The sequence below is a fragment of the Bacillus marasmi genome, assembly GCF_902168435.1.
Classification (GTDB): Bacteria; Bacillota; Bacilli; order Bacillales; family Cytobacillaceae; genus Bacillus_BU; species Bacillus_BU marasmi.
In genome coordinates, this window is the sequence record NZ_LR656192.1 from 1 (window position 1) to 17,310 (window position 17,310).

Here is a 17,310-nt window from a genome sequence, read left to right on the forward strand (position 1 = left end):
TCAAGATGAGATTTCCCATAGCGTAAGCTAGTAAGATCCCTGAAAGATGATCAGGTTGATAGGTCAGAGGTGGAAGCGTGGCGACATGTGGAGCTGACTGATACTAATCGATCGAGGACTTAACCAAGTTTAGGTGATATCGTAAAAAACATTTCTTCTTCATTATCTAGTTTTGAGAGAACGAAGTTCTCTAACAAAATAGTCTGGTGGCGATAGCGAGAAGGTCACACCCGTTCCCATACCGAACACGGAAGTTAAGCTTCTCAGCGCCGATGGTAGTTGGGGGCTCTCCCCCTGTGAGAGTAGGACGCTGCCGGGCAAAAAAAAAACAGCTGATGAGGCTGTTTTTTTGTTTTATATGAAGGCTGTTTTCGCTGTCTAGGTATGACACTTAAACGAGTTTGGTACAAATAAAGAATAAATGTCCGTTCCAAATTTCTACTGATTCGAGCGGACACAGAATACCTTATTTACAGTAAAAATCCTTCATTTAAAAGTCTTGCGGACATCAGATACCTTATTTCGCCAAAATCTTGAAAGTTAGACGGTGATTTGGGCAAATAGAGGATTCAATGTCCGCTTTTACCTTGAAAATACTGTTTTTAGCACAAATAAAGGATTGAATGTCCGCTAATTTTTGTTTCCAACCATCTTAATCCAAAAAGCAACAGTCTTTTAGAAAAGAGCCTATATGAAAGATTACATATTAAATAAAAACACACTCATAACTATCACAAGTCAAAATATAAAATAACCCATGCAAAGTCTGCTCCTGCGCCATAGCTTACTCGATGATGCCTATGTTCAGCTCGTCGCAAGCCAGCAGAGATGCAGATTCAATGCCGTAGGCTTGGTGGCGATAGCGAGAAGGTCACACCCGTTCCCATACCGAACACGGAAGTTAAGCTTCTCAGCGCCGATGGTAGTTGGGGGCTCTCCCCCTGTGAAAGTAGGACGTTGCCGGGCAAACAAAAACAGCTAATTATTAGCTGTTTTTTTGTTGTTTTCGAAAGACTGGTAAGCTTTTTTAGTAAAGTCGACTAAAAAACTTTGGATTTTGAATCAAATTGGACGCATTTTTATTTAATGAAATCAGGATTTTGATAGATTTATTCAATTTGGACCCATTTTTTGTATGTATTTTTAAGAAATAGGTATTACTTACTTGAAATATTTACACAGAAGAAAAGGTGGTATGCACGCAAATAACCTTATACGCACAAAAACTAAACTCCAACGCCATTCCAACCAAACTCCCCATCCCAAAAATACCTCACTATTACCCCCGCAATTGGTTTGTCAAATACTGATAAACTAAAAACGGTCCTTTATGAATCGTTACCTCTAAAAAGGCTTGAATGAATGGATAATCATTATTGCTCATCATTTTCATTAATTCACTCCACCATTCAGTTTCATATCTAGCAATCATACTCAGATTATATAGAAGTAAATAATGAATGAGCATCTCTGGATATTGAAACAGTCCCTCTTTATTGAGCGGAAAACAATAATGTTTTTCTAATATATTAAAACGGAATGGTAAAGCCTCATTACCATGTAAGATTTTCTTATTGTTATAGCCCACTTCAATTTGCTCACCAGCTCCTTGCTTGACTGAGAAAGAGCCCTTGAATTTCCCTCGTAAAAAATCTTCAAATCGATTTTCTGTCATATGAAACGCATCCAAAACCCGATGCGATAAAGTAAAAAGATTATTATGGAGCTCTGCATTAATGAAGGTTTTTCTCCCTTCGAGCTGATAAAAGAGCTGACTTAGTTCTGGAATATTTGTCAGCAACTCCTCCATTAAAACTTTATCCCCCTCTAACTGTTTCATGTGAAACAATTGATCTGACATATAGGGGAACAGTCCTGTTTTTTGGATTCGGACATCATCTTCTAAAAAGCAGTATTGTTGTTTTTTTCGTTTCCTGGTAGATACACCATGAGCCAAAACGGAAGTCGTTTCAGGGTACGAAGGATCCTTGGTTAAGATGCAGGCTTTAATTAAGTGTACAAATCCATAAAATAATAATATAGGTTGTATGATTAGTGGAGACTTTTCTGCTTGCTCGTAATAGATTTTTCCATGCTCAAGATAGTAAATGAATGGATAACAGTTTTGATAGCTTTTTTGTTCAGCACTTTCAATATTTTGTTTAAGATAACAATTTTTTAAAAATGATTGCGTAAAGGATGCAGAAAAGAACATTTTATAGCTATTTATGTTACGATAAATCATGTAGAGTACCACCTTGTAATTTTCTGAAAAGTCTAACATATATAAAGTTTCTTGACAGTATTTTATCCAATTGATAACCTACTAATAATATTTTTTACGTATCCAGGAGGTCAAAATAAAATGTGGGAATCTAAATTTAGTAAAGAGGGTTTAACGTTCGATGATGTATTGCTCATTCCGGCAAAATCGGAAGTATTACCACGAGATGTAAATCTTCAAGTAGAATTGACAAAAAAAATCAAGTTGAATATCCCAATTATCAGCGCAGGAATGGATACGGTAACAGAAGCGGATATGGCAATTGCAATTGCAAGACAGGGTGGCATCGGAATCATTCACAAAAATATGTCAATTGAACAACAAGCCGATCAAGTTTTAAAGGTTAAGCGTTCTGAGAGTGGTGTTATAACAGATCCATTCTTCTTAACACCTGAGCAACAGGTTTTTGATGCTGAACACTTAATGGGAAAATACAGAATTTCTGGCGTGCCTATCGTAAATAACGAGGAAGAGCAAAAACTAGTCGGAATTTTAACTAACCGTGATTTACGTTTCATCCAAGATTATTCAATTCTTATTTCTGATGTAATGACGAAGGAAAATCTTGTTACTGCACCAGTTGGGACAAGTTTAGAGGATGCAGAAAAAATCCTGCAGCAGTATAAAATTGAAAAACTGCCATTAGTTGATGAAGCTGGTGTCTTAAAAGGACTTATTACAATTAAGGATATTGAAAAGGTTATTGAATTCCCTAACTCAGCTAAAGATTCGCAAGGCCGATTATTAGCTGGAGCTGCAGTTGGCGTAACCGGTGATACGATTAACCGTGTTGATGCACTTGTAAAAGCAAATGTTGATATTATCGTAGTTGATACAGCACATGGCCACTCAGCAGGCGTAATTAATACAGTTAAGGAAATTAGAAGTAAGTACCCTGAGTTGGGTATTATTGCAGGTAACGTAGCTACAGGAGCAGCTACTGAGGCATTATTTGAGGCTGGAGCAGATGTTGTTAAGGTTGGGATTGGTCCTGGCTCTATCTGTACTACACGAGTTGTTGCTGGGGTAGGTGTACCGCAAATTACAGCGGTGTATGATTGTGCATCTGTAGCAAGAAAGTATGGAAAATCGATTATTGCTGATGGTGGGATTAAATACTCAGGTGATATCGTAAAAGCTCTAGCAGCTGGTGGACATGCCGTTATGCTAGGTAGTATGTTGGCGGGTACATCTGAAAGCCCTGGGGATACTGAAATTTATCAAGGACGTCGCTTCAAAGTTTACCGTGGTATGGGATCCGTAAGTGCAATGGAAAAAGGCTCGAAGGATCGCTACTTCCAAGAGGATAATAAAAAGTTTGTTCCAGAGGGAATTGAAGGACGGGTACCTTATAAAGGACCTCTTGCTGACTCAATCTACCAATTAGTTGGTGGTATTCGTGCAGGAATGGGTTATTGTGGTTCAAAAGACTTACACGATTTAAGAGAAAATGCCCAATTTATTAGAATGACTGGGGCAGGATTAAGAGAAAGTCATCCACATGATGTGCAAATTACGAAAGAAGCACCAAACTATTCACTATCATAAGTCATATATATGGTTTAATCGCAAACCAAATCAATATTTTTAAGGAGACAGAGGTTGCATTCTCTGTCTTTTTTCTCGTGTGCTTTTATGTTAAACTATTCAAGGTGTAAAAAGAGATTAACACTCTCAATTATGAAATGCATAAAAAATTAGAGCTGGAGGAAATCGGGTTGAATTATTATCGTAAGTTACTGTTGTTCGTTGTCATGTTTTTCGTTAGTTTTGCATCTATAGCAACTATTGTTCCGAATCAAGCTAGTGCGGAAGGTGATCCGCTCGGTATAAATGCTGAAGCTGCTATATTACTAGATGCTAAGACTGGTAAAATTTTATATCAAAAAAATCCCGATGCCGTTCTAGGTGTAGCAAGTATGTCAAAAATGATGACTGAATACTTGGTATTAGAAGCTATTCATAATAAAAAAATCACTTGGGATCAAAAGGTAATGATTAATGAATACGTTCATAATTTATCTGCTGCTCCGGGATTGTCGAATGTTGGTTTGACACAAGGTGAAGAATATACAGTTAAAGAGCTTTATGAAGCAATGGCTATTTTCTCGGGCAACGCTGCCACAGTGGCTTTAGCAGAAACAGTTGCTGGGACAGAAAAGAATTTCGTTGCGCTTATGAATAAAAAAGCCGGTGAATTAGGATTAAAAGACTTTAATTTTGTAAATTCATCAGGTCTCAATAATGAAAGCTTATTAGGAAATATTCCAGCTGGTGGACCAACTGATGAAAATGTAATGTCTGCACGTGCCACAGCTAAACTAGCTTATCGATTAATTAATGATTATCCAGAAGTAATTCAAACGGCTAAAACGCCGAAGTTGAATTTTGAAAAGGATGGAAAAGAATATCCTAACTTTAACTGGATGCTACCAGGCCTTATTTTTGAATATAATGGTGTTGATGGTTTAAAAACAGGTTCAACTGATTTTGCTGGATATTGTTTTACAGCTACAGCAGAGAGAAATGACCAAAGATTCATTTCTGTTGTGATGAAGGCATCTTCCAAGGATACTCGCTTCACAGAAACAAGAAAAATTCTTGATTATGCATTTAATAATTTCGGAGAGGAAAAAGTACTACCTAAGCATTATCAGGTAAAAGGACAGAAGACTCTTCCTGTTATTAAAGGTAAAGGTGATAGCGTTAAGATTCACACGAAAAATGCGATTAACATAGTCATGAAAAATGGGGACAAGGATAATTATAAAGCTGTATTAGTTTTAGATAAAAAGAAGCTTACAAAAAATGGCGAGTTAACGGCTCCTGTTAAAAAAGGTGATAAAGTCGGGTACGTAACTCTTGAATCAAAAAATGGTGAAGATTTAGGCTTTATTACAGGTGATGCTTCAAAAGGAATTAAAGTAGATGTGATCGCTGCGGAAAATGTTGAAAAAGCGAACGGATTCGTGTTAATGATGCGCGGTATCGGCGGATTCTTTGGCGATGTTTGGGGAAGCGTGTCGTCTACTGTAAAAGGATGGTTCTAAAAATGAGGGTTCTTGTCTTGACAAGAACCCCTTTTTATTGTTTTATTTAAAAAAGAATAATCCGATAGAATTAATTGTTCTTAAAATTCAATAACTTAAAATTTTTGGGGGGAAGTTTCCGTGAAAACAGGAACAGATCGCGTTAAAAGAGGTATGGCAGAAATGCAAAAAGGCGGCGTCATTATGGACGTTATTAATGCCGAGCAAGCTAAAATCGCTGAAGAGGCTGGCGCAGTTGCCGTTATGGCACTAGAGCGTGTGCCTTCAGATATTCGTGCTGCTGGTGGCGTTGCGAGAATGGCTGACCCAACTATTACAGAAGAAGTAATCAATGCAGTTTCTATTCCAGTTATGGCAAAATGCCGTATCGGTCATATTGTAGAAGCACGTGTACTTGAAGCATTGGGTGCTGATTACATAGATGAAAGTGAAGTGTTAACTCCAGCAGATGAAGAGTTTCACTTATATAAAAGAGACTTTACTGTACCGTTTGTATGCGGATGCCGTGATTTAGGTGAAGCAGCTCGTCGTATCGCGGAGGGTGCTTCTATGCTTCGTACAAAAGGTGAGCCAGGAACTGGTAACATTGTTGAAGCAGTTCGTCATATGCGTAAAGTTAATGCACAAGTGAAGAAAGTTGTAGGCATGAACGAAGACGAATTAATGACTGAAGCTAAGCTTTTAGGAGCTCCATTTGAAGTATTACTTGAAATTAAACGTTTAGGCAAGCTTCCAGTTGTTAACTTTGCGGCTGGTGGAGTTGCAACTCCTGCAGATGCTGCGTTAATGATGCAGCTTGGTGCAGATGGCGTATTCGTTGGTTCTGGTATTTTCAAATCAGAAAACCCAGCTAAATTCGCAAGAGCGATTGTTGAAGCAACAACACACTATCAAGATTACGAATTAATTGCGAGCCTTTCTAAAGGTCTTGGAACAGCAATGAAAGGGATTGAAATCTCAACAATTGCTCCAAGTGCTCGTATGCAAGATCGCGGTTGGTAAGGAGTAAGTCGATGATTAAAATTGGTGTTCTAGGATTACAAGGGGCTGTTCGTGAGCATGTCCATTCAGTTGAGGAATCCGGAGCGGAAGCAATTGTAATTAAAAAGGTAGAACAGTTAGATGAGATTGATGGATTAATTTTACCTGGCGGCGAAAGTACGACAATGCGTAAATTAATTGATAAATATCAATTTATGGATAAACTAAAAGAGTTTGCGAACTCTGGTAAGCCGATGTTTGGTACTTGCGCTGGTTTAATTTTATTAGCTAAGCGAGTCGTCGGTTACGATGAGCCTCATATTGGAATCATGGACGTTACGGTTGAACGTAATTCCTTTGGTCGCCAACGTGAGAGCTTTGAAGCGGACTTAGATATTACAGGTGTAGCAAGTGATTTTCCAGCAGTATTTATCCGTGCACCACATATCGTTGATGCCGGGGAGAATGTTGAGGTTATTTCAAAGCATGATGGTCGTATTGTTGCTGCACGTGAAGGGAATGTCCTAGGTTGTTCATTCCATCCTGAATTAACAGATGATCACCGTTTAACTCAATATTTTGTTACGATGGTTAAAGAGGCAAAAACTACGCAATCTGTATAATTTGGTTGCTTTTTAGAGATAACTATAGTACATTATGTGTGAATTCATATGGTTTAAAGCAATGAGAGGAAATAGTAGCGAATCGCTATTCTTAAGAGAGCCAGTGGTTGGTGTGAACTGGTGATATGCGTTTGTGAATCCATCCTCGAGTAAAGCATGGAATACCTTAGGGTTAGTAAATGTTTTCGGTAACAGCCGTTATCTGTTTGAGGTGGAAGGCGTATTGCTTTCAACCAGGGTGGTATCGCGAGTAACTCTCGTCCCTGTTATAGGGGACGGGAGTTTTTTGTTTTTTAGTAGTTAGAGTTAATTTTGATTTTTCCTAAGTTGATTGTAGCGGAAGGCACGGAGACTCCTATGGGTGTAGCTGGCATGGGAGACCCCGCAGGCGCAAAGCGCCGAGGAGTACGAAAGGCGGAAGCGGCTTGCCCAGGGGCGACAGGCACAAGGCGAGCCGACTAGAAGGTTGTCCTTTAACCTTCTGGGCGGGTTGACTTGTGACCCCGAGCCCCTAGCCGCTGCAGCTAGACAGAAAAGCGGAAGCGGCTTGCCCAGGGGTGACAGGCATAAGACGAATCGCGCAAGAGACGTTAGTCTCTGGAGTGATTTGGCTTATGACCCCGAGCTCCTAGCCGCTGGAGCTAGACAGAAAGGCGGAAGCGGCTTGCCCAGGGGCGACAGGCACAAGGCGAGCCGACTAGAAGGTTGTCCTTTAACCTTCTGGGCGGATTGACTTGTGACCCCGAGCTCCTAGCCACTGCAGCTAGACAGAAAAGCGGAAGCGGCTTGCTCAGGAGCGACAGGCATAAGACGAATCGCGCAAGAGACGTTAGTCTCTGGAGTGATTTGGCTTATGACCCCGAGCTCCTAGTCGCTGGAGCTAGACAGGCTCCCAGTTAGCCCCATGAACCGCACGTGCCTGAAGCGGAAATCAACTAATTTGATTAAGGAGGACAAAATAATGCTTGATATTAAAGTATTAAGAGCCAATTTTGAAGAGGTAAAAGCAAAACTTCAGCACCGTGGTGAAGATTTAACAGATTTAGGAAAATTTGAAGATCTTGATACAAAGCGCCGCGATCTAATTGTTGAAAGCGAAAAATTAAAGAGCAAACGCAACGAGGTATCTCAACAAGTTGCACAACTAAAGCGTGAAAAACAAAACGCAGACCACTTGATTGCTGAAATGAAACAAGTTGGCGAAAGCATTAAAGGTTTTGATGAAGAACTCCGCGTTGTCGAAGAACAACTTGAGAATCTTATGCTTAGCATTCCAAATATCCCGCATGAAAGCGTGCCTGTTGGTGATTCTGAGGATGATAACATCCAAATCCGGACCTGGGGTGAAATTCGTGAGTTTGGCTTTGAAGCGAAGCCACACTGGGATCTTGCAGATCAACTTGGTATCCTTGACTTTGAACGTGCAGGTAAGGTTACTGGAAGCCGCTTTGTCTTCTACAAAGGTTTAGGCGCACGCTTAGAACGGGCATTATTTAACTTTATGTTAGACCTTCATGTAGATGAACATGGTTATAAGGAAATCCTTCCTCCATATATGGTGAACCGCGCTTCTATGACAGGGACGGGACAATTGCCAAAATTTGAAGAGGATGCCTTTTTAATTGGTAACGAGGATTATTTCCTCATTCCAACTGCTGAAGTTCCGGTAACAAATCTTCATCGTGATGAAATTATTAATGGAGAAGAGTTACCAATCAGTTATGCGGCATTTAGTGCATGTTTCCGTTCTGAGGCAGGCTCTGCTGGACGGGACACACGTGGCTTAATTCGTCAGCACCAGTTCAATAAAGTTGAGTTGGTAAAATTTGTAAAACCCGAAGATTCATATCAAGAGCTTGAGAAACTAACTGGCCATGCGGAAAAGGTCCTTCAGCTACTAGGGCTTCCTTACCGAGTAATGAGCATGTGCACAGGCGATTTAGGGTTTACAGCTGCGAAAAAGTACGATATCGAAGTTTGGCTACCTAGTTACAATACGTATCGTGAAATTTCTTCTTGTAGTAATTTCGAAGGCTTCCAGGCACGTCGTGCAAATATTCGCTTCCGCCGTGATTTGAAGGCAAAGCCAGAGCACGTACATACGTTAAATGGATCAGGCCTTGCTATCGGTCGAACAGTTGCAGCAATTTTAGAGAATTATCAGCAAGAGGATGGCAGTATCTTAATTCCAGAAGCGCTTCAGCCTTATATGGGCAGACATAAAGTAATCGTTCCTGAATAATTGAGATATACTAAAAAACTGGGCGTCATTTTCCGTCCAGTTTTTTTTATTAAGATGTTGACATTGTTTTTTCGACATGATATATTATTTCTTGTCACGGAGGAATACCCAAGTCCGGCTGAAGGGATCGGTCTTGAAAACCGACAGGCGGGTTAAACCGCGCGGGGGTTCGAATCCCTCTTCCTCCGCCATTACATCTATGATATTAATTACTATCGTGCATAAATTGGAGATTGAAGCCTGCTACTTTTGGTAGCAGGTTTTTTTGCCTATATAAAAAGAAAATTCGACAAAAATGTGAACAAGGGCAAAAAAACTAGAAAAAAATTGAAAAAAAGCAGGTGTTCCAGTTGAAAAGGAATACCTGCTTTTTTTTACCGCATTAATAGTTTGGTTTGGTTCATAAAGTAAGAAACTCGTTCGATAATTGGCTCAATCGAAGCAGAGTCCTGAGAAAGATCATAATCTTTAATATTAATACGAAGTACTGGACATGCGTTAAAAGAATTAATCCAATCTTCATAGCGCTTGTGCATTTCATACCAATAATCGATTGGTGTTTGCTGCTCCATCGGCCGTCCGCGTTTTTGAATTCGCTCAAGAATATCCTCAATCGAACCTTCTAAGTATATTAATAAATCAGGATGTGGGAAATATGGTGTCATAACCATTGCGTCAAAAAGATTAGTATAAGTTTCATAATCAATCTTTGACATTGTCCCTTTTTCAAAATGCATTTTTGCGAAGATACCGGTATCTTCGTAAATGGAGCGGTCTTGAATAAAGCCGCCGCCATATTCAAAAATGCGCTTTTGTTCCTTGAAGCGTTCTGCTAGAAAATAAACCTGAAGGTGAAAGCTCCAGCGGGTAAAGTCTGCATAAAACTTGTCTAAGTAAGGGTTTGTATCAACTTTTTCTAAAGATGTTCGGAATTCCAGAGCATCTGCTAGGGCGTGAGTCATCGTTGATTTACCTACGCCAACCGTACCGGCAATAGTGATGACCGCATTGGTAGGGATTTGATACTTCATGCGTAGATTCATAGTTGTGGGCTCCTTTTAAAAACATGTTTAGAGAGTGTGTCTAATATATAGGACAAATCCTGCTGTTGTTTAACAAAGTCTAATTCATCACCATTAAAGCGGATTACTGGAATTTCAGGGTGTTGTGCTTCGAATTCTAGCATCGCTTGCTCATAATCTAATGATAATTGCTCTAGATATAGTGGACTGATATTTTTTTCAACTTCGCGACCTCTTAGTTTTATTCTGTCTAAGAGTGTATCAAGACTTGCGTTTAAATAAATGATTACGTTTGGCTTTGGCATATCTGAGGTTAGAATTTGGTAAATTTGATAGTACTTCAGATATTCATCTTGATTAAGTGTTCTTTTTGCGAAGATCAAATTTTTAAAAATGTGATAATCAGCTACAACTGGCTGATTTTGTGATAGGTAATAGCCGTTGATGTCCCCGAGCTGCTTATAGCGGTTGCACAGGAAGAACATCTCAGTTTGAAAGCTCCACTCTTCAATATTTTCATAAAATTTCCCTAGAAATGGATTTTCATCGACTATTTCTTTTAATAGGGTAAATTGAAAATGGTCAGATATTGCTTTTGCTAGGGAGGTTTTCCCCACACCTATCGGACCTTCCACCGTGATAAATGGTGTTCCCTCCATAGTTGTCCTCCTCAATAAGCTTACAATAGATATATGTCATTTGTTATATGGATATAACTTTTAAAATAGCGCAAAAGTAATTGTAACACAATTACCTTGGAAACGTACTTGGAGATTATATGTATTTTTGAAAAATAAAGAGACAGCACAGCAGCTGTCTCCAGTTTAAGATTTGGTCTGTTTCGAGATTGGTTAAGTTCCCTTCTGGAGATTAAATTTACATATACATTTATCGTTTAACGACATTAAAGTTTTCGACGATAAGGAGCCAGTTTTGTGGAAAGGCGAGCCCGAGCTTCCAGTAGCTGATTCCGCGTAAATTTAATTCTTTAATGAGATCGAACTTTGCCTGGATTGAGCATGCGTCCTCAAACCACACCTCATGCCGTTTTCCATCACGTGCGGTGTAATTGAAATGGGGAGCCTGTGCTTTTGTATCATATTGAATCGGAACATTATTACTTGCCGCAAGTTGAATCGCCTGCTGCGGACTTACAGCTCTGGCTACTGTTCCTTGAACAAATGGGAGTGTCCAATCATATCCATACAAATTTTGCCCCATCATGATTTTCTGTCCTGGCATTTCTGTAAGGGCATAGTTGAGTACCCGTCTAACCTGGTCAATTGGCGAAACAGCCATAGCTGGTCCACCACTATAGCCCCATTCGTAGGTCATAATGACGACAAAATCAACAATTTCCCCATGTGCACGATAATCATGTGCTTCGTACCATTCACCCTTTTGGGTGGCGCTGGTTTTCGGGGCTAAGGCTGTGGAAATAAGCCAGCCTTCCCGTTTAAAGCGGTCGCGAGCCCGACGGAGAAAAGTATTGTATGCCTCGCGGTCAGTTGGCCGCAAAAATTCAAAATCAAAATGGATATCTCTGAAGCCATACTTTTTCGCAGTATTAACAATATTGTTTAAGAAACGGTTTTGAATTTGCATGTTAGTAAGGAGAATGTGGCCAAGGTCTGCATTAAATTGGTCATTTTCCTGATTGGTGATCACCATCATTAATGTGTTGTTATTAGCTCTGGCAATTGCCGGGAAGTTATTTAATAATGGTTCCTTTAAACTTCCATCACGCAAGGCTTGAAAGCTAAATGGTGCCAAATAGGTTAAATAAGGTGCCGCCTCACGAGCGCTATTTTCCAATTCTGGTGTTACTGTCCTTCCACGTGGTTCAACATAAGCATTTGTTTCTGCATTTCGTTTTGGGCGGGGAGGAATATAGAGTCTCATCCCAATTGAAAGTGGTTGATTAGCTGGAATCCGGTTAATTGTTGCCAGCTGTCCGGCGCTAATCCTAAATCGTCTTCCAATTGAATAAAGACTATCTCCATTTTGGACCCAATAGAAGCGCCCGACGATTGGAATGACTAAAGCCTGCCCTAGAACTAAATTATTAGGATTGGGAATGTCATTTGCCTCAACGAGATCATTGACTGTCGTACTGTATGCCTGAGCAATCCCAAATAAGGATTGATTTGGTCCAATCACATGAATTTGCATGGTATGCCCCCCTTTAAACACCTAAATATAAATCATTTTATGATATGAAAAATAAATAAATGATTTTTAAAAGAAACTCAGACGTAGTATTCAGTGCATGGGCAAACTAGTTCTTGTAAAATAAAAGAAACATGATTGAATGAGGTAATATATGAAAATTTACAATAATGATGAAAAATATATGCTTGAGGCAATTAAAGAAGCAAAAAAGGCCGAAGCTAAATTAGAGGTTCCAATTGGAGCTGTATTAGTCTTAGAGGGTGAAATCATTGCTCGAGCTCATAACTTACGGGAAACGAACCAAAATGCGTTAGCCCATGCAGAGCTATTGGTAATTGATGAAGCCTGCCGTAAGCTTGGAACATGGCGTCTTGAAAATGCAACGCTATATGTAACACTAGAGCCATGTCCAATGTGTGCAGGTGCCGTCATTTTGGCGCGGGTTAACCGGGTTGTGTATGGCGCAAAGGACCCAAAAGGGGGCTGTGCGGGCACTTTTATGAATCTTCCTGAGGATGAAAGATTTAACCATCGCAGTGAGGTTGTCAGTGGGGTATTAGAAGCGGAATGCGGCGAGCTGTTAACGAGTTTTTTCAGAGGAATCCGCGAGCGGAAAAAGGCTGAGAAAAAGTTAAGAAAGCTTGAAGAGACTGACTTACAATAATTAACATCGGTTTGAGATTGCAATTTTAGTCGAATCCTAGTATACTCTTAATTACCGTGCTAAGCGGGGAGGTAGCGGTGCCCTGTACTCGCAATCCGCTCTAGCGAGGCCGAATTCCCTCTCTGAGGCTGGCTGACTGTAGGGTCTGCCTTAAGTAAGTGGCGTTGACGCCCGGGTCCTGCGCAATGGGAATCCACGAACCATGTCAGGTCCGGAAGGAAGCAGCATTAAGTGGAAGCTCCCATGTGCCGCGGGGTTGCCTGGGCTGAGCTAACTGCTTAAGTAACGCCTATGGTCGTCAGTCGAAGGAGGGTGCACGGTATACATACCGAACATCCAAACTCATCTCAAACTTAAGATGAGTTTTTTTGTTTTTGTCCTTATTCATTTTGTAAAATTGAAAATGTATACGTTATAATAGAGGAGATACTTTTGGACAGCTAAGCACCAAGGGCTGTGAGTCCGTGGGGCAAAATTAAAGAAGGGGCGATGTCAGTGAGTTATCAAGCTTTATATCGTGTTTGGCGTCCACAGGCCTTTATTGATGTTGTCGGACAAGAACATGTTACGAAAACTTTACAAAACGCCCTGCTTCAGCAAAAGATTTCCCATGCATATCTTTTTTCTGGACCACGCGGAACAGGGAAAACGAGTGCTGCTAAAATTTTAGCCAAGGCAGTTAATTGTGAGCGATCTCCAATTAGTGAGCCATGTAATGAATGTGCAGCTTGCCGGGGAATTACAGATGGATCCATCCCAGATGTAATCGAAATTGATGCTGCCTCAAACAATGGTGTCGAGGAAATTCGTGATATTCGTGATAAGGTTAAATATGCCCCGACATCAGTTAGATATAAGGTCTATATTGTCGATGAAGTACATATGCTTACAATTGGAGCGTTTAATGCGCTTTTAAAAACGCTGGAAGAGCCGCCAAAACACGTTATCTTCATTTTGGCGACAACCGAGCCACATAAAATCCCATTAACAATTATTTCACGCTGCCAACGTTTTGATTTTAAAAGAATTACAGCAAAAGCGATCGTCGGTAGAATGCGGCTGATAGTCAATGAATCAGGCGTCGATTGTGATGAGCAGGCACTTCATGTTATTGCCAAAGCTGCTGAAGGTGGTATGCGTGATGCGTTAAGTCTATTGGATCAAGCAATTTCCTTCAGTCAGGAGCGGGTTACGCTAGAGGATGCCTTAACTGTAACAGGCTCTGTTTCACAAGGATTTCTAAATAGTTTGGCAAGGGCAATTCTTGGACATGATACTGCTGGTGGATTGAATTCGCTTGACCAATTATTGGCCAATGGTAAGGATCCCGCACGCTTCATTGAAGATTTTATTTTTTACTTCCGTGATATGCTTCTTTATAAGGCAGCACCTTCCTTGGAGGAAACACTTGAACGAACGATGGCTGATGAGGATTTCAAACAAATTTCTGAAGAGATCAGCAATGATCAAATTTACGATCTGATAGAAGTATTAAATAAAACTCAGCAGGAAATGAAATGGACGAACCATCCAAGAATTTTTCTTGAAGTTGCAATCGTGAAGCTTTGCCATTTAGAACGCGCTTCAGGAGCAGCTTCAATCGATGCACCTGAGATTGATAAGCTTCTTAGTAAAATAGATCAGCTTGAAGAAAAGATTAGAAATTTGGCCATCGCAGGTCCAAGTTCCCAAACTGCGCAGGAAACCACAGCAAAACAACCAGCACAAAGAAGCTCTCGCAAAGGTTTCCAAGCTCCAGTTGGAAGAATCAATGAAATATTAAAGCAAGCAACGAAAAGTAACTTGAATCAAGTGAAAGGCAAATGGGCGGAAATGCTCGCCTTACTTTCGCAAAAGCAAATGCGGTCCCAGGCTGCTTTGTTAAATGATGCTGAACCAGTTGCGGCATCTGAACACACATTTATCATTAAATTTAAATATGAAATCCATTGTCAAATGGCGATGGATAACCCAAGGTTTCTTGAAACTGTATCATCGATCATGGAACATTTATTGGGAAAAAATATGCAATTTCTAGGCGTTCCAGAGGATCAATGGCATAATATACGAGAGAACTTTTTATCAAGTCAGCACCAGGAGTCTTCAAGTGAAAGTCAAGAAAAGCAAGAGGATCCATTAATAACCGAAGCAGTAAAGCTGTTTGGTGAAGATCTGGTAGAAATCAAAGAATAAAACATATTGGAGGTTTTTTAGTTATGATGCGTGGTGGTAACATGCAAGGTATGATGAAGCAAATGCAAAAAATGCAAAAACAAATGGCAAAAGCACAGGAAGAATTAGGGGAAAAGCGGATTGAAGGTACTGCTGGAGGAGTTGTAACAGTTATTGTTACTGGACATAAAGAAGTGGTTGAAGTAAATATTAAACCAGAAGCAGTTGATCCAGATGATGTTGAAATGCTTCAAGATTTAGTATTAGCTGCAACAAATGATGCACTGAAAAAAGCAGAAGAGCTAGTGAATAACACTATGGGACAATTTACAAAAGGAATGAATCTTCCAGGGTTGTTCTAGGAGGAATTAACTGATATGCATTATCCTGAACCAATTTCCAAGCTGATTGACAGCTTTATGAAATTACCAGGAATTGGGCCAAAGACTGCCTCAAGACTGGCATTTTATGTATTAAGTATGAAGGAAGATATTGTATTAGATTTTGCGAAAGCTTTAGTAAATGCTAAAAGAAATCTAACTTATTGTTCCGTCTGCGGCCACATTACTGATCAAGACCCATGCTATATTTGCGAAGATCAGCGTAGGGATCGCACGGTTATTTGTGTAGTTCAGGATCCGAAAGATGTCATTGCAATGGAAAAAATGAAGGAATTTTCCGGTTTATATCATGTTTTACATGGTGCAATCTCACCGATGGATGGAATTGGACCTGAGGATATAAAAATACCTGAATTACTCAAACGACTTCAAGATGAAACAGTCGAAGAGGTTATTCTTGCTACGAACCCTAATATTGAGGGGGAAGCAACGGCAATGTATATTTCTCGATTATTAAAACCGTCTGGAATTAAAATCACAAGAATCGCCCACGGTTTACCTGTTGGCGGTGATTTGGAGTATGCTGATGAAGTAACACTTTCAAAGGCATTAGAAGGACGAAGAGAAGTATAATTCAATCGGGGGAAATACCTATGTTTTTTCAACGTAAAGGTCGACTTCGTAAAGAGTTCGATGAAAAACTTTTAACACAACTTTATAAAGCGCGAAACGACTGGTATAACCAAAAGGCGCTAGTCGAAAAGTGTCTCGATCCTTCAGAAGAAATAATTAGTGAGTCTAAACTTGCTGAAATTAAATATTTCTTTTTAATAAGAGAAGCGAAGAGTAGAAATATCTCAATTAGATAATAAAGATGATCCCCCTTACTATTGGTCTTTTTTAAGATGCTTGTACATAACTTATTAGTACAAGAAATATGGTAAGGGGGGTTATTTACATTTGGAACCAGTTATCATCATCTCGATTATTGGTGTTTTAGTGTTGTTGTTATTATTTATTGGTGCACCAGTAAAACCAATTAGATATATTGGGCAAGGCGTCATAAAGCTATTAATCGGAGCGATGTTTTTATTTTTCTTAAACACCTTTGGAAATCAGTATGGGATATATGTTCCAATTAATCTTATTACAACGGCAATTTCAGGCTTTCTTGGTATACCTGGTTTAGCAGCATTAGTTGCAGTTCAAATATGGGTTATTTAAAAAATAATGCAGGTTAACTATTCCGTCATCACTATGGCGGTTTTTTTTTTTAAAAAAGTTTTTCTATTTTTATTTACGGACGAATTTTACCGTGGTAATATAAACAATGTCGTCAAAAACGAAAAAGCATTTCAAAAAAATGTTTGACAGAATAATGACGAAGTGTTATATTAATAAAGTCGCTTCAAGCGATAAGTTAATAAATTGCTCTTTGAAAACTAAACAAACAAACGTCAACAATAAACAAAATTTAGTGTATCTGACTTTGGTCATGAACACTAGCCAACGTAACTTTTATGAGCTAATCAACTTTCTCGCGTATAACGCGCAGTAATATCCTAACGGATAACTGCCCGTAAATGCCCGATTGATTCGACTAACCATCTAAAGATGGAAGTCTCATCTTATTGGAGAGTTTGATCCTGGCTCAGGACGAACGCTGGCGGCGTGCCTAATACATGCAAGTCGAGCGGACTTGAAGGAGCTTGCTCCCGATAGTCAGCGGCGGACGGGTGAGTAACACGTGGGCAACCTG

15 protein-coding genes, 1 tRNA gene, 4 rRNA genes, 1 other RNA gene and 1 other annotated feature are annotated in these 17,310 nt (G+C 39.8%); of the genes, 17 read left to right on the forward strand and 4 right to left on the reverse strand.

Annotated elements, in window-relative coordinates:
* The 3 genes from FXW34_RS22210 to rrf (FXW34_RS22220) form a co-directional block, all read left to right on the forward strand.
* Window positions 1-127 (forward strand): 23S ribosomal RNA (locus tag FXW34_RS22210); the annotation flags it as partial.
* Between the two features lie 75 nt (window positions 128-202).
* A 5S ribosomal RNA gene (rrf, locus tag FXW34_RS22215) occupies window positions 203-319 on the forward strand.
* Between the two features lie 530 nt (window positions 320-849).
* Window positions 850-966 (forward strand): 5S ribosomal RNA (gene rrf, locus FXW34_RS22220).
* Window positions 967-1,279: 313 nt separating this feature from the next.
* Here rrf (FXW34_RS22220) and FXW34_RS22225 read toward each other — a convergent pair.
* Window positions 1,280-2,245 carry a YaaC family protein gene (locus FXW34_RS22225; RefSeq protein ID WP_147536210.1) on the reverse strand — a complete coding sequence of 322 codons (966 nt, stop codon included), beginning with the start codon at window positions 2,243-2,245 and terminating at the stop codon, window positions 1,280-1,282.
* A gap of 120 nt (window positions 2,246-2,365) precedes the next feature.
* Between FXW34_RS22225 and guaB the strand changes: the two genes are divergently transcribed.
* From guaB to FXW34_RS22255, 6 genes are all read left to right on the forward strand, one after another.
* A complete protein-coding gene (guaB, locus tag FXW34_RS22230) occupies window positions 2,366-3,832 on the forward strand; it encodes an IMP dehydrogenase (protein WP_147536211.1) in 1,467 nt (488 codons plus the stop codon).
* Between the two features lie 206 nt (window positions 3,833-4,038).
* Window positions 4,039-5,334: a D-alanyl-D-alanine carboxypeptidase family protein gene (locus FXW34_RS22235; protein ID WP_147536224.1), complete on the forward strand. Its 1,296-nt coding sequence runs from the start codon at window positions 4,039-4,041 to the stop codon at window positions 5,332-5,334.
* Window positions 5,335-5,454: 120 nt separating this feature from the next.
* Window positions 5,455-6,336 (forward strand): pyridoxal 5'-phosphate synthase lyase subunit PdxS, encoded by an 882-nt coding sequence (gene pdxS / locus FXW34_RS22240; protein ID WP_147536212.1) that lies wholly within the window; start codon window positions 5,455-5,457, stop codon window positions 6,334-6,336.
* Between the two features lie 11 nt (window positions 6,337-6,347).
* Window positions 6,348-6,938, forward strand: coding sequence for a pyridoxal 5'-phosphate synthase glutaminase subunit PdxT (gene pdxT / locus FXW34_RS22245; protein ID WP_147536213.1), 591 nt, complete (start codon window positions 6,348-6,350; stop codon window positions 6,936-6,938).
* A 52-nt stretch (window positions 6,939-6,990) separates the two neighbouring features.
* Window positions 6,991-7,206 (forward strand) — a binding site (T-box leader).
* Between the two features lie 693 nt (window positions 7,207-7,899).
* Window positions 7,900-9,180 (forward strand): serine--tRNA ligase, encoded by a 1,281-nt coding sequence (gene serS / locus FXW34_RS22250; protein ID WP_147536214.1) that lies wholly within the window; start codon window positions 7,900-7,902, stop codon window positions 9,178-9,180.
* Between the two features lie 98 nt (window positions 9,181-9,278).
* A tRNA-Ser gene (locus tag FXW34_RS22255) sits at window positions 9,279-9,371 on the forward strand.
* 183 nt (window positions 9,372-9,554) lie between these two features.
* Here FXW34_RS22255 and FXW34_RS22260 read toward each other — a convergent pair.
* The 3 genes from FXW34_RS22260 to FXW34_RS22270 form a co-directional block, all read right to left on the reverse strand.
* On the reverse strand, window positions 9,555-10,223 hold the full coding sequence (locus FXW34_RS22260) for a deoxynucleoside kinase (RefSeq protein WP_147536215.1): 669 nt from the start codon (window positions 10,221-10,223) through the stop codon (window positions 9,555-9,557).
* On the reverse strand, window positions 10,220-10,861 hold the full coding sequence (locus FXW34_RS22265) for a deoxynucleoside kinase (protein WP_147536216.1): 642 nt from the start codon (window positions 10,859-10,861) through the stop codon (window positions 10,220-10,222). The genes FXW34_RS22260 and FXW34_RS22265 overlap by 4 nt, the downstream gene beginning before the upstream one ends.
* Window positions 10,862-11,090: 229 nt before the next feature.
* Entirely contained in the window at window positions 11,091-12,374 is a 1,284-nt protein-coding gene (locus FXW34_RS22270; RefSeq protein ID WP_147536217.1) for a glycoside hydrolase family 18 protein, read from the reverse strand.
* A 151-nt stretch (window positions 12,375-12,525) separates the two neighbouring features.
* Between FXW34_RS22270 and tadA the strand changes: the two genes are divergently transcribed.
* The 8 genes from tadA to FXW34_RS22310 form a co-directional block, all read left to right on the forward strand.
* Window positions 12,526-13,038 carry a tRNA adenosine(34) deaminase TadA gene (gene tadA, locus FXW34_RS22275; RefSeq protein WP_147536218.1) on the forward strand — a complete coding sequence of 171 codons (513 nt, stop codon included), beginning with the start codon at window positions 12,526-12,528 and terminating at the stop codon, window positions 13,036-13,038.
* A 54-nt stretch (window positions 13,039-13,092) separates the two neighbouring features.
* An RNA gene (ffs, locus tag FXW34_RS22280) (signal recognition particle sRNA large type) lies at window positions 13,093-13,358 on the forward strand.
* Between the two features lie 175 nt (window positions 13,359-13,533).
* A complete protein-coding gene (gene dnaX / locus FXW34_RS22285) occupies window positions 13,534-15,231 on the forward strand; it encodes a DNA polymerase III subunit gamma/tau (protein ID WP_147536219.1) in 1,698 nt (565 codons plus the stop codon).
* A gap of 26 nt (window positions 15,232-15,257) precedes the next feature.
* Entirely contained in the window at window positions 15,258-15,572 is a 315-nt protein-coding gene (locus FXW34_RS22290; protein ID WP_169102495.1) for a YbaB/EbfC family nucleoid-associated protein, read from the forward strand.
* Window positions 15,573-15,587: 15 nt separating this feature from the next.
* Window positions 15,588-16,184, forward strand: coding sequence for a recombination mediator RecR (recR, locus tag FXW34_RS22295; protein WP_147536221.1), 597 nt, complete (start codon window positions 15,588-15,590; stop codon window positions 16,182-16,184).
* A 20-nt stretch (window positions 16,185-16,204) separates the two neighbouring features.
* Complete coding sequence (locus tag FXW34_RS22300; protein ID WP_147536222.1) at window positions 16,205-16,420, forward strand: YaaL family protein; 216 nt, start codon at window positions 16,205-16,207, stop codon at window positions 16,418-16,420.
* Window positions 16,421-16,511: 91 nt separating this feature from the next.
* Window positions 16,512-16,775: a pro-sigmaK processing inhibitor BofA family protein gene (locus tag FXW34_RS22305; RefSeq protein ID WP_147536223.1), complete on the forward strand. Its 264-nt coding sequence runs from the start codon at window positions 16,512-16,514 to the stop codon at window positions 16,773-16,775.
* Window positions 16,776-17,179: 404 nt separating this feature from the next.
* Window positions 17,180-17,310 (forward strand): 16S ribosomal RNA (locus FXW34_RS22310); the annotation flags it as partial.

Coding starts and splice junctions, on each gene's coding strand:
- FXW34_RS22225 (WP_147536210.1), bottom strand. CDS start 2,245: ATGATTTATCGTAACATAAATAGCTATAAAATGTTCTTTTCTGCATCC.
- guaB (WP_147536211.1), top strand. CDS start 2,366: ATGTGGGAATCTAAATTTAGTAAAGAGGGTTTAACGTTCGATGATGTA.
- FXW34_RS22235 (WP_147536224.1), top strand. CDS start 4,039: ATGTTTTTCGTTAGTTTTGCATCTATAGCAACTATTGTTCCGAATCAA.
- pdxT (WP_147536213.1), top strand. CDS start 6,348: ATGATTAAAATTGGTGTTCTAGGATTACAAGGGGCTGTTCGTGAGCAT.
- serS (WP_147536214.1), top strand. CDS start 7,900: ATGCTTGATATTAAAGTATTAAGAGCCAATTTTGAAGAGGTAAAAGCA.
- FXW34_RS22260 (WP_147536215.1), bottom strand. CDS start 10,223: ATGAATCTACGCATGAAGTATCAAATCCCTACCAATGCGGTCATCACT.
- FXW34_RS22265 (WP_147536216.1), bottom strand. CDS start 10,861: ATGGAGGGAACACCATTTATCACGGTGGAAGGTCCGATAGGTGTGGGG.
- FXW34_RS22270 (WP_147536217.1), bottom strand. CDS start 12,374: ATGCAAATTCATGTGATTGGACCAAATCAATCCTTATTTGGGATTGCT.
- tadA (WP_147536218.1), top strand. CDS start 12,526: ATGAAAATTTACAATAATGATGAAAAATATATGCTTGAGGCAATTAAA.
- FXW34_RS22290 (WP_169102495.1), top strand. CDS start 15,258: ATGCGTGGTGGTAACATGCAAGGTATGATGAAGCAAATGCAAAAAATG.
- recR (WP_147536221.1), top strand. CDS start 15,588: ATGCATTATCCTGAACCAATTTCCAAGCTGATTGACAGCTTTATGAAA.
- FXW34_RS22300 (WP_147536222.1), top strand. CDS start 16,205: ATGTTTTTTCAACGTAAAGGTCGACTTCGTAAAGAGTTCGATGAAAAA.